Source organism: Bacteroides sp. HPS0048 (genome assembly GCF_964240755.1).
Lineage (GTDB): Bacteria > Bacteroidota > Bacteroidia > Bacteroidales > Bacteroidaceae > Bacteroides > Bacteroides nordii.
On sequence record NZ_CAXSVC010000003.1, the window covers coordinates 58,441 to 78,519 of the forward strand.

The following is a 20,079-nucleotide window of genomic DNA, read 5'->3' on the forward strand; positions in this document are numbered from 1 at the left end:
CAAAGGTATAAAAAAGCAGGCTTTATTCACACATCGTTGATTAAAAACGCTATATTTGTCGTCATATATTAACTATAAGTCATAAGAATATGAGAAAATTAAACTATGCACGATTTATATTGTTATTAGTATTGACACTTGGTTTAAATGCTTGTGGTGGTGACGATGTTTACTACACAGATGATTATTTACGTAATAGTGATGAAAAGTTGTGTGGAAAAACATGGTCGGAAAATTATACAGAAGATAATATGAAGTGTGTCCATCAGCTGAAATTTACGAAAGATAGGAGCGGACAAGAGATATTCAACTATTATCGTGTCGGCGAATCACGTCCTGCACGTACTGAAAGTTATAATTTTGATTGGGAATGGATAGATCAGGAAATGGAAGGGTTGAAACTGGATCGTGGTGCCGGAGAGATTCACTATTTTGATAATGTCTGGGTACGTCAGAACTATCTTTCTGGTAAATTGGATGGTATAGAAGTGACATTTGTAAAAGAATAAAATAACGAATATGAAAATATTGAATCCTATAAAGTTGCTGTTGGTATTGACCATGCTGGCTGTTGGCTTTTCTTCTTGTGAAGAAGATGATGAAACCATTTATGATTATCTCATTGGGCGTACGTGGGTCGGTAGTTTAGGCTTTGCCGTAGGACCTTATGATGTAGAAAGTGGTGTCACTTTCAAAGGGAATGAATATGCCATAGATGAGCAATACTATTATGGAGATGGCGGAAGAGCTGCTACCCTGAACCTGCGTTGGTGGATAGATATGGGGACGTTATATCTGGATTATGGTCCGGATTATCCTCTGTTGGAAATCAGAGGAGTGTATATCACCGGACGTTTCCTTTATGGTGAGCTTTATGCAGATGGAAATTATGAGTTCAGCGTCACGTTGGAAGCAAACTAAAGTTATTATTTATTCTTTGGATAGCATGCTAATATCCAACTACTGATATAGTATTTTAACAGTGACTTAAAATGCATATTAACAGTGTGTTAAGTACGTACTTTTATACCCCAAAAGTACGTACTTTTTTATAGTCTGATTTTCAGTTGTTTTTAGGATGAAATTTATGGTATATGGTTATTGCTTTAGAAACAACTTTTTGAAATTAGGCGGATACGGCGTCTCAAACTCCATTAGTTCGTTTGTCACCGGATGATAGAAACAAAGTTTGAATGCATGCAGAGCCAATCGGCCAATAGGATTGGGAACACCTTCGCCACCATATCTTCCGTCACCGATAATGGGATGTCCCAAGTCTTGCATATGTACACGAATCTGATTCTTACGTCCTGTTTCCAGATCGAGTTCCATCAATGAGTATCCGTTGGCACGTTTGATGGTGTGATAATGTGTGATTGATTTGGAGCCACCATCATCGTATTGGCTGGAACTTACATACAATGTACGGTCTGTTAACCAGGAGGTTACTGTGCCGTGATCCTTCTCCATTTCGCCTTCCACAACTGCTACATAACGACGATCTGTAACAATATCATGCCAGTATTCGCGCAAAGTGTGCTGGGTCTTTTCGTCTTTAGCAAACATCATTATACCTGATGTATCGCGGTCCAGACGATGTACTACATATACGCGGTGGTGTTTGCCCGAGCGTTGTACATACTCATTCAGGATGGTATAGGCTGTACGTTCTTTCTGGCGTTCGGTGTTCACTGAAAGTAACCCTTCCTTTTTCTCTATTACAATGATAAAGGCATCTTCGTACACAATCTTCAGCAGGCGGTTATTGAATTCTTTCCGGCCTTTATCTTTGCTGATCTGTACCTTCATACCCGGCTTTAAAGCAAAGTCAAACTGAGTGGTTATTACATTGTCTACATAAACCACACGTTTGCTTAATAATGATTTCAGCTTTGTACGGCTGGCATCCGGCATTTTAGCAGCGAGGAATCCCATGAGGTCCATTGGTTCCTTCACTAAATAACCGGTATATTGTGCCCGGGCTTTCTCAGCCGGGGTTCTTTTAGGTCTTTTTTCTTTAGCCATTTTTTCTCTTTTATCTGAGTTCAAGCAATACTACATTTTCTACATGGTGCGTATGTGGGAACATATCGACCGGTTGCACGGCTGTCACCTTATATTTCACATCAAGCAGTTGTAAGTCGCGTGCCTGGGTGGCCGGATTACAACTGACATATACAATTCGTTTGGGTTCGGCAAACAAGATAACATCCACTACATCCTGATGCATTCCAGCACGGGGAGGGTCGGTTATAATTACATCCGGACGTCCGTATTCGTTGATGAAATCCTGCGTCAGCATATCTTTCATATCTCCTGCAAAGAACAGTGCATTATGGATGTCATTAATTTCTGCATTTACTTTTGCGTCTTCAATGGCTTCGGGCACATATTCGATACCGATTACTTGGCGAGCCTGACGTGATACGAAGTTAGCGATGGTTCCCGTACCCGTATAAAGGTCATAGACCAGTTCGTTTCCGGTCAATCCGGCAAAGTTACGGGCTATTTTATATAGATTGTATGCTTGCTCCGAGTTTGTCTGGTAGAATGATTTCGGTCCTACTTTGAAGCGCAGTCCTTCCATCTCTTCAAACATATGATCGTTGCCTTTGAATACGTGCACGTCCAGATCATTGATAGTATCGTTACACTTATTATTAATAATGTATAGGAGGGAAGTTATTTCGGGGAATGTATCTGCTACGTATTGCAACAGTTGCTTGAAAAGTTTCATTTCGCTCTCTTCTACAATCTTGCAGATGATAATTACCATCAATTCTCCTGTAGATGATGTGCGAACAATCATGTTGCGAAGCATACCTTCCTGAGAACGCAGGTTGATGAATGAGTAATTGTGTTCGTAGGCATAATCGCGTACTGCATTGCGGATACGATTGGATATATCATCCTGCAACCAGCATTTTTCTATTGCCAATACTTTATCAAATGCTCCGGGAATGTGGAAACCTACAGCATTCATCTGATCGTATTTCACATCCTGTTTTACTTCTTCGTTGGTGAGCCAGCGCTTGTTGGAGAAAGTGAACTCCAGTTTGTTCCGGTAGAATTCGGTTTTGGCAGAACCCAGGATAGGAGATACCTCCGGCAGTTCAATTTTACCAATACGTCTCAGATTATCTTCTACTTGTTTCTGTTTGAATTTTATTTGCTCTGCATAAGGCAACACTTGCCACTTGCAGCCACCGCATACACCATAGTGCTGGCAGAAAGGAACGGCACGTATCGGAGAGAGTTCGTGAAACTTCACTGCTTCTGCTTCGGCATATTTATTCTTTTTACGTTTGATTTGCAGGTCTACTACATCACCCGGTACTACGTAAGGAACAAAAATCACCAGGTCGTCTACTTTTGCTATGGCTTTTCCTTCGGCAGCCACATCCGTAATTGTTATCTTCTCCAGTAGGGGAAGCTCTTTTCTCTTTCTTGCCACTTTTACACCAGTCTAATAAATTATTTCGCAAAAATAGGCATTTTTTCGGGATTTATCTCTATCCTTTGAAATAATAAAGATTGCAATGTCGAAATTGCATTTTAGCAGAAACTTTTTTCGCTAAAAGTTTTTTGGTTTACGAAATATACTTAGATTTGCGAACAGAAAAACCCAATAGACAACTTTAAATACATATTATGGACAAAAAAAGAGTTTATACTTTTGGTAATGGCCAGGCAGAAGGCAAGGCCGACATGAAGAATTTATTAGGTGGCAAAGGTGCCAATCTTGCAGAAATGAACCTTATCGGGGTTCCTGTTCCTCCCGGATTTACTATCACAACAGACGTTTGTACCGAATATTATGAACTGGGACAAGATAAAGTCGTAGCTCTCCTGAAAAATGAAGTAGAAAAAGCAATTGAGAATATTGAAGTCTTGATGAAGTCGAAGTTCGGCGATATTGAGAACCCTTTGCTGGTTTCCGTTCGTTCCGGAGCACGTGCTTCTATGCCGGGTATGATGGATACGATTCTTAATCTGGGGTTGAATGACGAGGTAGTGGAAGGATTGACCCGTAAGACCGGGAATGCCCGTTTTGCATGGGATTCTTATCGCCGTTTTGTACAGATGTACGGTGATGTGGTGTTGGGTATGAAACCTGTGAACAAGGAAGACGTGGATCCGTTTGAAGCTATCATCGAAGACGTGAAACATGCAAAAGGAGTGAAGCTGGACAATGAACTTGAAGTGGCGGATCTTAAAGAACTTGTAAAACGTTTCAAAGCTGCTGTAAAAGAACAGACCGGAAAAGATTTCCCGACTTGTGCCTACGAACAACTTTGGGGTGCCGTATGTGCAGTATTTAATTCATGGATGAACGAACGTGCGATCCTTTACCGTAAGATGGAGGGAATTCCTGATGAATGGGGTACAGCTGTCAGTGTACAGGCTATGGTGTTCGGTAATATGGGTGAAACTTCTGCTACGGGTGTTTGCTTCTCACGTGATGCCGCTACCGGTGAAGATCTCTTCAATGGTGAGTATTTGATTAATGCACAGGGTGAAGACGTTGTAGCAGGTATTCGTACTCCGCAACAGATTACTAAGATTGGTTCTCAACGCTGGGCCGTACTGGCTGGTGTGACCGAAGATATTCGTGCTGCTAAATTCCCTTCAATGGAAGAGGCAATGCCCGAAATTTATAAGCAATTGGATGAATTGCAGACTAAACTGGAAAATCATTATCGCGATATGCAGGACATGGAGTTCACTGTACAGGAAGGTAAATTGTGGTTCCTGCAGACTCGTAACGGAAAACGTACCGGTGCGGCTATGGTGAAAATTGCTATGGACTTGCTCCATCAGGGAATGATTGACGAGAAAACAGCTTTGATGCGTGTTGAACCCAATAAACTGGATGAACTTCTTCACCCGGTATTCGATAAAAATGCTTTGAAACAAGCGAAAGTATTGACTCGTGGTTTGCCGGCTTCTCCGGGAGCTGCAACCGGACAGATCGTTTTCTTTGCTGATGATGCTGCCGAATGGGCTGCAGGGGGTAAGAAAGTGGTTATGGTACGTGTTGAGACTTCTCCTGAAGACCTTGCAGGTATGGCTGTGGCACAGGGTATCCTTACTGCACGTGGTGGTATGACTTCACATGCTGCTGTTGTGGCTCGTGGTATGGGTAAATGTTGCGTTTCAGGTGCAGGTGCATTAAATATTGACTATAAAGCACGCACGGTTGAAGTAGATGGTGTTTTGCTGAAAGAAGGTGATTACATTTCATTGAATGGTAGTACGGGTGAAGTTTATCAGGGTAAGGTAGAAACCAAAGCTGCTGAGCTTTCCGGTGACTTTGCCGAATTGATGGCATTGGCCGATAAATATACAAAACTTCAGGTGCGTACCAATGCCGATACTCCGCATGATGCGAGAGTAGCCCGTGATTTTGGTGCTGTTGGTATTGGGCTTTGCCGTACGGAGCATATGTTCTTTGAAGGAGAAAAGATTAAGGCAATGCGTGAAATGATTCTGGCAGAAGATGCCGAGGGACGTCGTAAGGCATTGGCTAAAATTCTTCCGTACCAGCAGGCTGACTTTAAGGGAATATTCAAGGCAATGGAAGGTTGTCCGGTGACTGTGCGTCTGCTTGATCCTCCTTTGCATGAGTTTGTACCGCATGATTTGAAAGGACAGCAGGAAATGGCAGATACAATGGGTGTAAGCCTGCAATATATTCAACAGCGTGTAGAATCACTTTGTGAGCACAATCCGATGTTGGGCCACCGTGGTTGCCGTTTGGGAAATACATATCCTGAAATTACTCAGATGCAGACACGTGCTATTCTGGGTGCTGCACTTGAATTGAAGAAAGAGGGGGTTGAGACTCATCCTGAAATCATGGTGCCTCTGACTGGTATCCTGTATGAGTTTAAGCAACAGGAAGACGTGATTCGTGCGGAAGCTGAAAAACTGTTTGCTGAAGTAGGTGATCGTATCGACTTCAAGGTAGGTACAATGATTGAAATTCCACGTGCTGCCCTGACTGCCGACCGTATCGCTTCTTCTGCCGAATTCTTCTCATTCGGTACAAATGACCTGACTCAGATGACCTTTGGTTATTCTCGTGATGATATCGCTTCCTTCCTTCCGGTCTATCTGGAAAAGAAGATTCTGAAAGTAGACCCATTCCAGGTACTCGATCAGAAGGGTGTAGGCCAATTGGTACGTATGGCAACAGAAAAAGGCCGTGCTGTTCGTCCGGACTTGAAATGTGGTATTTGCGGTGAACATGGTGGTGAACCATCTTCTGTGAAATTCTGCCATAGAGTAGGATTGAACTATGTAAGCTGTTCTCCGTTCAGAGTACCCATTGCAAGACTTGCAGCGGCTCAGGCAGCGATAGAAGATTGATAATTAGTACTGTATATTAATTTTAAGAGAGGGAAGCCATTCAAAAAGGTTTCCCTCTTTTATTTGCCTTGTTTGGGTATTTTATAAAAAACTAACTAAAAAATTGTATAATAAGAACTCTTGTTATACCTTTGCGCCCCGAAATAAATAGACACCGGATGCTTGCCTATTTTATGTTTAATTTAAAATAAAAAGAAAAATGAAAAAACTATTAGTATTTTTGTTTGTTGTGGTTGCAACTTTGTCTGTGAATGCGCAGGATATTTACATGGGTGGTACATTCAATTTATGGCGTAATACTGATGCCAATAGAACAAACTTTACAATAGCTCCGGAAGTAGGCTATAACCTCAGCGAGAAATGGGCGGTAGGTGTAACTTTTTCTTATGCTCATGACTATTTGAAGGGATTGAAGGCAAACAGTGTTGCTATTGCACCTTATGCTCGTTTTTCATATTATGAGAATAAGATTGTAAGACTATTTATTGACGGTGGTTTGGGATTTTCTACAAGCCGTGTGAAAGATGCTGATGATGCAATTAACGGTTATGAAATCGGATTACAACCGGGTATCGCTCTTAAACTGAATAAAAGTTTTAGCCTTGTTGCTAAATGTGGCTTTGTTGGTTTCAGAGATGATTATACAGTAAAAGAAGATGGCTTCGGCATCAGCTTACGTAGTGAAGATCTGAGTTTTGGTTTCCACTATGAATTTTAATAAACCGATTTTGAAAATTTAGAGCGAAGATTCTTTATTTTCTAATAAAAATAGGGAAGGGAGTTCCGGTAAATAGGGAATTCCCTTTTTTAGTATGTAATATCTATTTGTTTTGTATTTGTTGACTTAATATTTGTTTTGTGTGTAATTAGATTATACATTTGTATATTGTTGTTAGACACAGAGACTTAAATGGCTTTTTATTAATTAAAACACTAAAATCATGAAGAAAAGTATTTTGTTAGTGATGTTTGCTTTATTATCGGTAGCAGGTTTCTCACAGGTTTCATGGAATGCTAAAGTCGGTATGAATATTAGCAACTTTACAGGTGATCTGGATGTGAGTGCAAAAGTTGGTGTTAAATTAGGGGTAGGAATGGAATATGCCTTTAATGATACATGGTTATTACAACCTTCCTTATTCTTATCCCAGAAGGGGGCTAAGTTTAGTGCAACTGTTTCTGGCGATGAAGCTGATGTGAAATTCAACGCTATGTATTTTGAATTACCAATTATGATGGCAGCACGTTTTAATGTGGCTAATAATACAAATATTGTGGTAAGTGCCGGTCCGTATATGGCTTATGGAGTAGGAGGGAAAACCAGAACAAAAATGAGGATTGGAGGAGCGAAGACAGATATAAAAGAAAACACTTTTGGCAGTGATGCTTTTGATCGTTTTGATGCAGGCTTAGGAGTTGGTGTTGCGGCTGAGTTTGGTCGGATTATAGTAGGACTCGACGGGCAGTTTGGTTTGGTGAAGTTGATGGATATGAACATTGACTCCAATCCAAAAAATATAAACTGTGCTATTACTTTAGGATATAAATTTTAAGATAACCCCTGACTGTTTTTATTAATAAACAAAGCTCCCACCTTATTCATCAAGAATGAAGTGGGAGTTTTTTTATAGAATGACTATGCTCTCTTAATCAGCCAGTCTTTTCAGTTTCTTGAAATGCTCTATTACCGCCAGATAATCACGGTCACAACAGGCATCAAATTTATTCCATACATCTCCCAATACTACAGCACCACCGAAGCCGAAATCTTTTATTTCCGGTAAATTATCTTCGTTGATGCCTCCAAGGGCCATGACTTTACAGTCTATAATTTTATCTTTTTGTGCCTGGCGAAGTTCTTCGGCAGTGTATGTAGAGTAATAATTGACTTTTGAAATACTGTCGTAGATAGGGCTCATGAACACATAGTCGTAAAAATGCTTTTTATTTTTTACTTCTTCTACTGAATGACATGAACAACTTACGTGTCCGGCGTAATCATGTGGTTCTTTAGGGTTACGACTATTCAAATGAATTCCCATCAGATTGAATTCTTCTTTCAGATAGAAATGTTCATGTGTTACTATACGATTGTGATATCTTTCCGGTATGAGTGTCAAAAGACGTTCTGAATACATAGCGGGAGTTTCCGGTTTTCTAAGATGTAGAATATCCAGACCCTCTTCAAAAAGAGCAGTAATTATTTTATCCTCTTCAATGAAGAAGGTGGGGGTGGTAACTACAATAAGCTTCATTTTTTATGTTAAACAGTTTGTTTAGCAAAGTTAGTAATTAACTATTTGCGAGACCAACGTTTATAGTGAAAATATGTTAGATTGCCATGTCCGCAAGTCAATTGTCCATAGTTTACCGGCTAAAACCTCTCCAAAACCACAGATTATCTTTAAAACTTCGGTTGCCTCTACACTTCCGGTAATGGCAGGTGTGACGCCTATTACTCCTTTAGGTGGAGGAGGCATACGTAGCATCTCTTCTTCGTTGGGGTATAAATCCCGGTATGTCTTTTTGGTCTTGCCGTAGTTGAATACAGATACCTGACCTTCAAAGCCGCAGATGGCTCCGTAGACATAGGGCTTGCCTTGTTCTGCACAGACATCATTGATCAGATATCGTGTAGTAAAGTTGTCGCAACCGTCCACAACAATATCATAGGCACTGATAAGGTCTTTAGCATTTTCTTTGCTCAATCGGCCCGGGCAAGAGTTTACTATAATTTCACTATTGAGTGCTGTAAGGCGCATGGCGGCACATACTGCTTTAAAATCGCCTAATTCATCTTCTGTGTATAATACTTGCCGTTGCAGATTGCTGATACTTACTTCATCGTCATCTACGAGTCCCAGTGTACCGACTCCTGCTCCTGCTAAATAAAGGGCGATAGGAGAACCGAGTCCTCCCACACCGACTATCAGAACTTTAGCGGCTTTTAGCTTGGCTTGTCCTTCTTTTCCAATTTCCGGAAGAATTATTTGTCTGTTGTAACGCATGAATATATTTACGATTAGACAATTTACGATTTACGATTGAAATTACTTGGGTTTACATGAATATATTTACGATTGGACGATTTACAATTTACGATTGAAGTTAGTCCTCCCACTTATATATATCCAATATAGAAAATCATTTTTCAATCGTAAATCGTAAATTGTCCAATCGTAAATATATTAAATCCTCATTGTTGTTTATAATCAAAAGTCTGATCCCAGTCTTTCCATATCGGTTCGCGTCCCAGCTTTTTCAGGGCTTTTTCTACCTCTGTGGCTTTGCGCTCATCACTGACATGAAATTGCTCGAGCGTTTGTGGATAGCTGTAATATCCGCCCGGCTCTGTTTTGCTTTCGGCGCTCATAGTAGTTACACCTAATGTTGCCATATTATTACGGATTTCCGCACTCTCACGGGTGGAGTAGGAGATATCTACATCGTGATCGAAGATGCGCATGGCAAAGGTGAGTTGTGCCAATTCACGGTCGTTCATGACAACGTTTGGTTGAAAACCACCATTTTCGGAAGGGCGCATACGTGGGAAGTTTACACTATATTTGGTTTTCCAGTAATGCTTTTGCAGATAGCGCAGGTGGTATGCCATCATTGTCACGTCGGTACGCCATTCTTCCAGACCTATAAGTACACCCATGCCTATTTTGTGAACACCTGCCTGTCCCATGCGGTCGAAACCATTAACGCGCCATTCAAATTTAGACTTCATGCCACGGGGATGGTAGGTTTTATAGTTCGCTTTGTTGTAGGTTTCCTGAAAGCAAATAACGCCATTCAGACCATGATGGGTCAGTTCTTCATATTCCTCTGCCTTTAGTGGCATAACTTCTATTTGCAAATTACTGAAATAGGGTTTTGCCAGATCGAGTGCCCGTGCTATATACGGTACTCCTGCGGCAGCCGGGTTTTCTCCTGTCACTAATAGCAGGTTTTCGAAAGGAGCCAGTTTTTTGATGGCTTTGTACTCATTTACCATCTCTTCTTCTGTTAATATAGTACGCTTCATCGGGTTGCTGATGTGGAAACCACAATAGACGCATGAGTTGGTACATGAGTTGGTAAGATAGAGAGGCACGAACATGGAAATTGTCTTTCCGAAACGCTCCATTGTATATTTTTGGCTAAGCCGTGCCATGACCTCAAGATAAGGGGCTGCGGCTGGTGAGATTAATGCCATGAAGTCATTAACGTCACAATGTTCTTTTCCTAATGCCCGACGTACATCGGCATCTGTCTTGGAATAGATGGCTTTCGTCGTCTCCTCCCAGGATATTTTATCTAATTCATCTGAAAACATTTTATTTTTTTCTTTTTGTAGTCTGATTTATTTTCTTCAGTGTATTACGAATTGTTGTTGTTACTCCTTTTGAAAAGAATTCTGTTTCAACACTTTCGAGAATGATACGTAATTCACCTAACAGTTCCGGCTCTTTCTGGCAGAGCCGGTAAGCGGTCTTGATGCACAAAGCTTGTACTCCGATACTTTCAGCGGGCGAGAACATACGGTCGAAACAGAAATTCAGCAGAGGAACAGATATAGGTTCCTGTACCGGAAGATTGAAGAGAATGGAAAGAAGCAGGCGTTTTGAACCGTCGTGTGTACAACTCAACAAGCGTCCTGTCAGTTCTTCCCGTAACGGGACAAACCAACCGGGATGAACCTCACTTAGCTTTTCGCAAACCCATAATGCACGCCATGAAACGAGGAGTTTATTGTCGAAGGTGAGTTTGTACATATCCGGTAATTCCTCCGGATGAAGGCTGAGAGATTTTACCATTGATTCAATGTTCAATTCAGAAATATGCACCAACAGGGCATTACGAAACTCGTCGATTCTTTCCATATCTGTTTATTCTTCTTTCTTTGTGTTTTTGAGTTCACGACTCAGACGCATGGCACAGAAGTTAGGACCGCACATCGTACAATATTCTCCGTCTGTATGCCGTCCGGCATGGAAATAGGAGAAAGCACGTTCGGGGTCAAGTGAAAGGTCGAACTGGTCTTTCCAACGGAATTCATAACGGGCTTTACTTAGTGCATTATCACGTACTTGTGCACCGGGATGTCCTTTTGCAAGATCGGCTGCATGAGCAGCAATTTTGTAAGTGATCACTCCCACACGTACGTCTTCTTTGTCGGGCAGAGCAAGATGTTCTTTCGGAGTGACATAGCAGAGCATTGCTGTGCCCAACCAACCAATCTGTGCAGCACCAATAGCCGATGTGATATGGTCATATCCGGGAGCGATGTCTGTAACCAACGGACCGAGGGTATAGAAAGGAGCATTGTGACATTTTTCTATCTGACGTTCCATGTTTTCTTTGATTTTGTGCATAGGTACATGTCCGGGCCCTTCAATGAATGCCTGCACATTCTTTTCCCAGGCACGCACTACAAGCTCTCCCATGGTGTCGAGCTCGGCAAATTGTGCTTCATCATTAGCATCGTGGATAGAACCGGGGCGAAGGCCGTCTCCCAATGAAACGGCTACATCATATTGTGCTAAAATATCACAGATGTCATCAAAATGCTCGTAGAGGAAACTTTCACGGTCATGTACAAGGCACCATTTACTCATAATACTTCCCCCACGGCTTACAATTCCACAAAGACGTTTTTCTGCCAGATGTACATTGTGGCGGCGAATTCCTGCATGGATGGTAAAATAGTCTACACCCTGTTCGCATTGTTCGATCAAAGTATCGCGGTAAAGTTCCCAGGTAAGGTCTTCTACTTTCCCATTTACTTTCTCCAGAGCCTGATAGATGGGGACAGTACCTACCGGTACCGGGCAATTACGAATGATCCACTCGCGTGTTTCATGGATATTTTCTCCTGTTGAGAGATCCATAAGTGTGTCGCCGCCCCATTTGCAGCTCCATACGGCTTTTTCCACTTCTTCGTCAATACCGGAGGTTGTGGCAGAGTTTCCGATATTCGTATTGATTTTCACCAGGAAGTTACGTCCGATAATCATAGGTTCTGCTTCCGGGTGATTAATATTAGCAGGTAATACAGCACGTCCTTCGGCTATTTCCTGACGGACAAATTCAGGAGTGATGTATGTTTCTATACCCAATTCTTCGCAGTTCATATTTTCACGGATAGCTACGTATTCCATCTCCGGAGTGATGATACCACGTTTGGCATATGCCATTTGAGTGATGTGTTCACCTTTCTTTGCCCGGTAGGGTAGAGCGATATGTTCAAAGCGCAGATGATCTAATCCTTTGTCATCCCGGCGCATACGGCCATACTCAGAAGTAATTTCGGGTAATTGCTCTACGTCGTTCCGTTTCAGAATCCATGCTTCACGTAAGCGTGGTAAGCCTTTTTTCAGGTCGATAGATACATTGGTATCACTGAAAGGCCCACTGGTGTCGTATACATAAACTTTTGGATTGGGTGTTATAATTTTCTCGTCACCATCGAAAGTTGTGCTTGGCACTTGTTCTACTCTGCGCATAGCTACCCGTATTTCGGGGAATAATTTGCCGGGCATATACACTTTCTCAGAGCGTGGGAATTTTATTTTTTGTTCCATATGATTAGTTGTTAAATTACAGTGCGTCTATGTCGCAGCTATTTATTGTATGTTTAGAAATGCTGTAAGAGGAGAGCTTGCTTCTGCTATGAGGTTATCCGCTTGCATACCTAAACCAGCTTCATAAGCCATACGTCCGGCTTCTACTGCCATCTTGAATGCTTTGGCCATTTCTAACGGATCACTTGCTACCGCAATGGCTGTATTGACCAGACAGGCAGATGCACCTAACTCCATGGCTTCTGCCGCATGGCTTGGAGCACCGATACCGGCATCTACTACTACAGGGATATTGGCCTGTTCGATGATAATTTTCAGGAATTCTTTCGTTTGCAATCCCTTGTTTGTTCCGATAGGAGCACCCAGCGGCATTACTGTTGCAGCACCGGCTTCTTCCAGTTGTTTACAAAGCACAGGGTCGGCCTGGCAATAGGGGAGTACAACAAAGCCTAATTTCACTAATTCTTCAGTAGCCTTCAGGGTTTCTACGGAATCGGGAAGGAGATAACGTGGGTCGGGATGAATTTCGAGTTTCAGCCAGTTTGTACCGAATGCTTCACGTGCCATTTGTGCGGCAAATATAGCCTCTTCGGCATTTCTTACTCCTGACGTATTGGGCAATAACTGAATATGCGGATGGATGATATGTTTCAGCATGTCATCTTCTTTGTTATCCATATCAATACGTTTCATAGCTACTGTCACCATTTCAGTGCCCGATGCCAGAAGAGATTGTTCCATCAGTTCATTAGAGTTGAATTTGCCTGTTCCTAAGAAAAGACGGGAGTTGAACTCACGTCCCGCAATAATAAGTTTTTCCATATCTGTGATTTGTGAATTATAATTTATGAATTATCGAGAGGAATCTTTTTTAGAAGTTAATTGATAGAATACGGTTGGTTTCCTCTATCGGATTTTCTGCCCGCAAGATGGTACCGGAAAGGGCGATAGCATTTACTCCGGTTTTCATAATGTCGGGGATATCTTCGAAAGTAATTCCTCCGATGGCAACTACCGGCAGCGTGATATCTTCTTTTTCCATCTGTGAAAGAATGGATGTGTATCCTTCCAGCCCTAACACAGGACTCAGATTCTTTTTAGTTGTAGTAAAGCGGAAGGGACCTATCCCTACATAATCAACTCCTGCCTCATATAGCATTTTTACATCTTCGAAGGTATTAGCTGTTCCTCCGATGATGAATTGCTCTCCCATTCGTTGACGGGCTTCTGCTACCGGCATATCCATTTTACCCAGATGTACTCCGTCTACTTCTAACTTAATTGCCAGTTCTACATGGTCATCCAATATTAGGATGGACTCGTATTCCCGGCACATTTGTTGCAATTGCAGGGCAACGGCTTCTACCTCTTCAAGCGGGGCCTCTTTCATTCGTAGTTGTATCCATTTGCATCCGCCTTCGAGTGCCATACGTGCCGAGTCCAGATACGAATACTTTTCTGTCTGGTGGGTAATAAATTGTAGATTGATCATTTTTTATCCTCCGCAAGCTGCTTTAATAATAACCAGATTGTCACTCTCATGCAGTACAAATTTATCCCACTCTGTGCGTGGAATCATTTTATTGTTTACCGCGATGGCAATGCCTTGCGAAGGAAGTTCCAACTGTTCGGTCAGTTGGGTGATGGTAGAAGCATCGGTGATTTTTACTTCTTTGTTGTTAACTTGTACTTTCATTGCTACAGAATTAAAATTATAATGAAAGTAAATACAAAGAGAGTGCTAATGGTGGAGGCGATAAAAGTAACACAATCCCTACGTCAGTGCTAACTGCATCAGGTTCCAGGGTATAATCTCAGCCCCTTATAGGGCACCCCTTTGTTTTTACAGGGGCAAAGTAAATGAAAAAGATGCAGAAAAACGGCAAAACGGAGGATTATTTTTAATGGATGTATAAAAAAGATTCATCCGGCAAATGTGTGATTTGTTAATATTGTTAATGCTGTTTTTAACGCTTTGGATATGCCATTCTATATTGTACACTTTTATCATATAATAGTGTACAATATAGAATGGCAAAAGTGTACAATTCATATTCGGATAAGTGTACACTCTTGTCTGTCTTTATATAAGAGTATCTTATTTCTTGAAAATCAGCTGGTTATATAAGGGCGAATATTCATATTTCATCTCACATCTCTTCTTTCAGAAAACTTGTAGTTACTTTTTTGATAACTTCGCGTTTGTAGGCTGAATCTAAAAAAAAGACTGTCACTCAATATCGAGTGACAGTCTTTTTTACAATGTTGAGGGGTTTATTACATTCGTTTGTCAACTACTTCCCAATCTATAATGTCCCAAAGGGCATTTACATGATCTGCACGACGGTTCTGATAATCCAGATAGTAGGAATGTTCCCACACGTCAAAGCCTAAAATCGGTTTCAGTCCGGCACGTACCGGGTTGCTTCCGTTGACTTCTTTAGTGATGTGCAGTTTGCCATTTTTGTCTACTGACAACCAGGCCCAACCTGAACCGAACAATCCAACTGCAGCTGCATTGAATTCTTTCTTAAAGTTTTCAAAGCTACCAAAGTCACGTTTGATGGCTTCTGCCAATTTACCGGAAGGTTCTTTCTTTGAAGGCTTTCCTGCAAATTGTAAAAAGTAGAGTGTATGATTCAGTACCTGTCCGGCATTATTGAAAATGGCACCACCCGGCGCTTTTGCTACGATCTCTTCTACGGTCTTACCTTCGAACTCGGTTCCCGGAACAAGGCTATTGAGATTATTTACGTAGGTTTGCAGATGTTTACCATAATGAAAATCTATAGTTTGCTGACTGATTACAGGTTCCAGCGCATTATTAGCGTACGGAAGTTTAGGCATCTCGTAAGTCATGGTTATAAATATTAAAGACATTAATAATGTATTCATAATGTTTGGTTATTAACTATACACTATTAACATACGAAAACCCATAAATGTTTATAGAGACAATCAAAAATCTATCTGTTTGTTCTATTTAATTATTATTTGTTCCGTTATCTCCGGATTTCCCTTTGCTGTTTTTCGTATCCATCGTCCGGCCTGATCGTATTCATAATACATGTTACTATCTATCTGGTTCCCAAATTCATCATACGCGAAATACTGTGAGCAGACTCTTTTTTCGTTGCTTACCAGTATTTGTGTAGAAATGATTTTTACCAGATAACCGTATTTATCATATTCATATACATCTGTCTGTGAACTGATTTGTGCCGGTAACGGATTTTTAGGGAGTGGCAATACATATTGTGATTTTATTTCATTTCCTTTACTGTCATATTGATGCACTGTGGACGAAAGCATGACATCTTTATTATACTCCTTTTCTTCTATTAGTTTTCCCTGACGATTGTAGCTGCTCAATACCAGTCTGCCATCGGTATATTTCAGTGAATCACTCTGAATTGTTCCATCGGCATCAAATGTTCTTGTTCTCTTATATATTTCCTTTTTTGTTTTGGTATTTATCTGTATTTCCTGTGTACATCTATCCTGTGCATCGTAAAAGAAAGAGGTATGGAATTGCAGGTTACCGGTGGTAATGTCTATACCCGCCGGCTTTCCGTTTTCCAGATAAGTATATACCTCTGTGGTATTTTTTCGCTTCTCTTCTGTTTTCGTCAGTATTCCTTTTTTATAATATTTGATCGAAGCAGGAGTAATCCATATCACCGAATCTTCGAACTGCTTGCACAAGTCCTGTGCTTTGTCGCGAAACTCTCTGTATTTATGCGTAGTCAGAAAATCTCGAACTAATCCCAGTTTACTGTTGCTATTCACTTCCGGTTTCATCAGTTCATAGTCCACACTGTCTTTTATGTATTCCAGTGCAGAGATATATTTGCGCTGGCCTTCTTCCAGATAAGATGCGTTCTCATAATCACTGATGCATTGTTTCTTAGATACCGGTGCTCCCGCTTGTTGTATCATGGAAAAGAGATAATCATCATATAAATCACGTACCTCCGGAGTGTATTTACGGCCGGACATTCCGTTGAAATAACGGTTCAAAGTTATATTATCGAAAAAGTTCTTGAAATTGGCATGAGTGGTTGCCCGTTTCACATTGTCGTATAAGAGTTGGTTATATTCGTTCATGAGTTTTACCAGATATTTGCCTTCCGGAAATTCATTAAAGTAATTCTCGTATTTGCCGGCGTTATTTTTCTCTTCACAATCTTTCATTAATGCATCTTCTCTCGTTATGTAGAAGAGATCCATCTGTGCCTGTGAAATGGGGTATTTGCTGCTTTTAGCTCCTTCTATTAATTGTTTACTTAATGTGAGTTTGTCTTGTGTTGTATTCAAGACTTCGGTTATCACTTTGTTGGTACGTTCCCGCAAAGGAGCAAAATCTATTTCGTTCTCGTTGCAGATAGCGGGCAGACTCCCTTTGACGGCTTTAGCGTAGGTAGGGTAGTAGTCGGCAGCACTTTTATTGTCCGGTTGGGTCCACAGGCGGCACATGATGTCCATTAGTTCTACTTCGGCTGCAAATGCCTGGATTGTTTTCTCATCCAGCTTTTCGCGGCCTTTTTGAAATTTCTCGGTTTCATTTTCACTTAGGAGTTTTAGGAGCTTCCCCACACGGTCTTGTTTCTGTGCCATGACTTGTAAGGCCCCTGTTGTCATACTTATGAGAAGAATGGCAACTAAAGAGATACTCTTTTTTATCATACCTGTTTTATTTGATGTTAAGTCACAAAAGTATATAAAATTACATATATTGTCAAATGAATGTTATAATTTTGCCGCTATGGAAAGAAACTATATCGAAGAATTGAACGAAAGCCAGCGTGCTGCGGTACTTTATAATGACGGACCATCACTTGTTATAGCCGGTGCTGGTTCCGGAAAAACCCGTGTGCTAACTTATAAAATAGCTTATTTACTCGAAAACGATTATAATCCCTGGAATATCCTTGCACTCACTTTTACTAACAAAGCGGCCCGGGAAATGAAAGAACGCATTGCCCGTCAGGTAGGTGAACAGCGCGCCCGTTATCTTTGGATGGGTACATTTCATTCTGTCTTTTCACGTATTCTCCGTGCCGAAGCACAGTCCATAGGGTTTACTTCGCAATTTACCATTTATGACTCGGCCGATAGCAAGAGCCTTTTGCGTTCTATCATTAAAGAAATGGGATTGGATGATAAGACCTATAAGCCCGGTGTGGTACAGGGACGCATTTCCAAAGCTAAAAACCATCTCGTGTTGCCTTCCGATTATGCTGCAAACAAAGAGGCATACATTGAAGATCAGGCAGCTAAGATGCCTGCCATTCGTGATATATATCGTCGTTATTGGGAGCGTTGCCGCCAGGCGGGAGCTATGGATTTTGATGATTTACTGGTATATACTTATATTCTCTTTCGTGATTTTCCTGAGGTGCGTGCGCGTTATAGTGAGCAGTTTCGCTATGTGCTGGTAGATGAGTATCAGGATACTAACTATGCACAACACAGTATTGTACTCCAATTGACAAAAGAGAATCAGCGGGTTTGTGTGGTTGGAGACGATGCTCAAAGTATATACTCTTTCCGGGGAGCGGATATTGATAATATTCTCTATTTCACCAAGATTTATCCTAATACGAAAGTTTTTAAGCTGGAGCAAAACTATCGTTCTACGCAAACCATTGTCTGTGCGGCCAACAGTCTGATTGCAAAGAATGAGCGGCAGATACCCAAAGAGGTCTTTTCCGAAAAGGAGAAAGGAGAGGCCATTGGGGTATTTCAGGCTTATAGCGATGTAGAGGAAGGAGATATTGTAGCCAATAAAATAGCGGAACTACGGCGTGAACACGCTTATGGATATTCTGAATTTGCTATTCTGTATCGTACAAATGCACAGAGCCGTGTTTTTGAAGAAGCACTACGGAAACGCAGTATGCCTTATAAAATCTATGGCGGACTTTCATTCTATCAACGGAAAGAAATTAAGGATGTAACTGCTTACTTCCGGTTGGTGGTGAATCCGAGTGATGAAGAAGCATTCAAACGTATTATTAATTATCCTGCCCGTGGTATTGGTGATACTACGGTGGGGAAGATAATAACCGCAGCTACTGATAATGGGGTCAGCCTTTGGACAGTTCTCTGTGAACCGTTGAGTTACGGACTGACAATTAATAAAGGTACGCATACAAAACTGCAAGGTTTTCGGGAACTGATAGAGGGCTTTATAACCGATCTGCCCGAAAAGAATGCATACGAGATAGGAACGGATATCATTCGTCAGTCCGGTATCATTAATGACGTTTGCCAGGATACTTCACCGGAAAATTTGAGCCGTAAGGAAAATATAGAAGAGTTGGTAAATGGTATGAATGATTTTTGCGCTTTGCGGCAGGAAGAGGGAAACCCTAACATTTCTCTGACTGATTTTCTTTCGGAAATAGCCTTGCTTACTGATCAGGATTCAGATAAAGCCGATGACGGAGAAAAAGTAACTTTAATGACGGTTCATTCGGCAAAGGGATTGGAGTTCAAAAATGTATTTGTTGTGGGATTGGAAGAGAATCTGTTTCCAAGTGGTATGGTAGGAGATTCTCCACGGGCATTGGAAGAAGAACGCCGTTTATTCTATGTAGCTATTACCCGTGCCGAGGAACATTGTTTCATCTCTTTCGCTAAAACCCGTTTTCGTTATGGAAAGATGGAGTTTGGAAGTCCCAGTCGCTTCTTACGTGATATTGATGTTCATTATTTGCAGCTACCACATGAGGATGGAGTCGGCCGTTCGGTAGATGAAGGTGCCGGACGTTTTCGCAGGGAGATTGAAGGAGGCTTTGCCCGTTCTGCTTCTCCTTCACGCGCTCCTTTCGGTACAAATATGTCAGACCGTGAGCGGCCGAAAGCACAGGTTATAGCTCCCACTGTGCCGAGAAATCTGAAAAAGGTTAGTGCGGTAAGTGGTAATAGCACTCCGTCGTCTGCTTCTTCCGCCTCGGCTTCTATAGCAGGAATACAGGCAGGACAGATGATAGAACACGAGCGTTTCGGCTTGGGAGAGGTTGTGAAAGTAGAAGGAGCAGGAGACAATGCAAAAGCAACGATTCGCTTTAAAAATGCAGGTGAAAAGCAACTATTACTGCGCTTTGCGCGTTTTAAAATAATAGGATGATTA

18 protein-coding genes and 1 riboswitch are annotated in these 20,079 nt (G+C 41.4%); of the genes, 6 read left to right on the top strand and 12 right to left on the bottom strand.

The annotated features are described in order from the left end of the window. Window positions 1–89: 89 nt before the first annotated feature. Window positions 90–509, top strand: a complete 420-nt coding sequence (locus tag ACESQI_RS03085; RefSeq protein ID WP_002559847.1) for a hypothetical protein — start codon at window positions 90–92, stop codon at window positions 507–509. A gap of 10 nt (window positions 510–519) precedes the next feature. After that, window positions 520–921: a hypothetical protein gene (locus tag ACESQI_RS03090; RefSeq protein WP_002559848.1), complete on the top strand. Its 402-nt coding sequence runs from the start codon at window positions 520–522 to the stop codon at window positions 919–921. A 177-nt stretch (window positions 922–1,098) separates the two neighbouring features. Here the strand turns inward: ACESQI_RS03090 and ACESQI_RS03095 are convergent, their stop codons facing one another. Together ACESQI_RS03095 and rlmD are read right to left on the bottom strand one after the other, a co-directional pair. Beyond that, window positions 1,099–2,025: an RluA family pseudouridine synthase gene (locus ACESQI_RS03095; RefSeq protein ID WP_002559850.1), complete on the bottom strand. Its 927-nt coding sequence runs from the start codon at window positions 2,023–2,025 to the stop codon at window positions 1,099–1,101. Window positions 2,026–2,035: 10 nt separating this feature from the next. Further along, window positions 2,036–3,454 carry a 23S rRNA (uracil(1939)-C(5))-methyltransferase RlmD gene (rlmD, locus tag ACESQI_RS03100; RefSeq protein WP_044095114.1) on the bottom strand — a complete coding sequence of 473 codons (1,419 nt, stop codon included), beginning with the start codon at window positions 3,452–3,454 and terminating at the stop codon, window positions 2,036–2,038. 197 nt (window positions 3,455–3,651) lie between these two features. Between rlmD and ppdK the strand changes: the two genes are divergently transcribed. The 3 genes from ppdK to ACESQI_RS03115 all read left to right on the top strand — a co-directional run bounded on the left by ppdK (window position 3,652) and on the right by ACESQI_RS03115 (window position 7,925). Further along, window positions 3,652–6,372 carry a pyruvate, phosphate dikinase gene (ppdK, locus tag ACESQI_RS03105; protein ID WP_373125421.1) on the top strand — a complete coding sequence of 907 codons (2,721 nt, stop codon included), beginning with the start codon at window positions 3,652–3,654 and terminating at the stop codon, window positions 6,370–6,372. 199 nt (window positions 6,373–6,571) lie between these two features. Next, the gene (locus ACESQI_RS03110; protein ID WP_289293848.1) at window positions 6,572–7,090 is read left to right on the top strand and encodes an outer membrane beta-barrel protein; all 519 of its coding nucleotides are present in this window, start codon (window positions 6,572–6,574) and stop codon (window positions 7,088–7,090) included. A gap of 223 nt (window positions 7,091–7,313) precedes the next feature. Next, on the top strand, window positions 7,314–7,925 hold the full coding sequence (locus ACESQI_RS03115; protein WP_002559928.1) for a porin family protein: 612 nt from the start codon (window positions 7,314–7,316) through the stop codon (window positions 7,923–7,925). Between the two features lie 93 nt (window positions 7,926–8,018). On the opposite strand, the gene ACESQI_RS03120 is transcribed toward ACESQI_RS03115, so the two are convergent. From ACESQI_RS03120 to ACESQI_RS03165, 10 genes are all read right to left on the bottom strand, one after another. Then, window positions 8,019–8,627, bottom strand: coding sequence for a thiamine phosphate synthase (locus tag ACESQI_RS03120; protein ID WP_002559929.1), 609 nt, complete (start codon window positions 8,625–8,627; stop codon window positions 8,019–8,021). Between the two features lie 60 nt (window positions 8,628–8,687). Continuing rightward, a complete protein-coding gene (locus ACESQI_RS03125; RefSeq protein ID WP_368107403.1) occupies window positions 8,688–9,380 on the bottom strand; it encodes a ThiF family adenylyltransferase in 693 nt (230 codons plus the stop codon). Window positions 9,381–9,568: 188 nt separating this feature from the next. Then, complete coding sequence (thiH, locus tag ACESQI_RS03130) at window positions 9,569–10,693, bottom strand: 2-iminoacetate synthase ThiH (protein WP_002559931.1); 1,125 nt, start codon at window positions 10,691–10,693, stop codon at window positions 9,569–9,571. Window position 10,694: 1 nt separating this feature from the next. Next, window positions 10,695–11,240 carry a hypothetical protein gene (locus tag ACESQI_RS03135; protein WP_373125422.1) on the bottom strand — a complete coding sequence of 182 codons (546 nt, stop codon included), beginning with the start codon at window positions 11,238–11,240 and terminating at the stop codon, window positions 10,695–10,697. Window positions 11,241–11,246: 6 nt separating this feature from the next. Further along, entirely contained in the window at window positions 11,247–12,941 is a 1,695-nt protein-coding gene (thiC, locus tag ACESQI_RS03140; protein WP_195350317.1) for a phosphomethylpyrimidine synthase ThiC, read from the bottom strand. A gap of 42 nt (window positions 12,942–12,983) precedes the next feature. Next, window positions 12,984–13,763 carry a thiazole synthase gene (locus tag ACESQI_RS03145; RefSeq protein ID WP_122201576.1) on the bottom strand — a complete coding sequence of 260 codons (780 nt, stop codon included), beginning with the start codon at window positions 13,761–13,763 and terminating at the stop codon, window positions 12,984–12,986. A gap of 49 nt (window positions 13,764–13,812) precedes the next feature. Further along, complete coding sequence (locus ACESQI_RS03150) at window positions 13,813–14,433, bottom strand: thiamine phosphate synthase (protein WP_007485849.1); 621 nt, start codon at window positions 14,431–14,433, stop codon at window positions 13,813–13,815. Window positions 14,434–14,436: 3 nt separating this feature from the next. Then, complete coding sequence (gene thiS / locus ACESQI_RS03155; protein WP_025867280.1) at window positions 14,437–14,637, bottom strand: sulfur carrier protein ThiS; 201 nt, start codon at window positions 14,635–14,637, stop codon at window positions 14,437–14,439. 58 nt (window positions 14,638–14,695) lie between these two features. Beyond that, a riboswitch (TPP riboswitch) is annotated at window positions 14,696–14,788 on the bottom strand. Window positions 14,789–15,218: 430 nt separating this feature from the next. Further along, window positions 15,219–15,836: a superoxide dismutase gene (locus ACESQI_RS03160; protein ID WP_373125423.1), complete on the bottom strand. Its 618-nt coding sequence runs from the start codon at window positions 15,834–15,836 to the stop codon at window positions 15,219–15,221. A gap of 84 nt (window positions 15,837–15,920) precedes the next feature. After that, window positions 15,921–17,627, bottom strand: coding sequence for an RHS repeat domain-containing protein (locus tag ACESQI_RS03165; RefSeq protein ID WP_373125424.1), 1,707 nt, complete (start codon window positions 17,625–17,627; stop codon window positions 15,921–15,923). A gap of 79 nt (window positions 17,628–17,706) precedes the next feature. Between ACESQI_RS03165 and ACESQI_RS03170 the strand changes: the two genes are divergently transcribed. Then, window positions 17,707–20,076, top strand: a complete 2,370-nt coding sequence (locus ACESQI_RS03170) for an ATP-dependent helicase (RefSeq protein ID WP_373125425.1) — start codon at window positions 17,707–17,709, stop codon at window positions 20,074–20,076. Window positions 20,077–20,079: the final 3 nt, after the last annotated feature.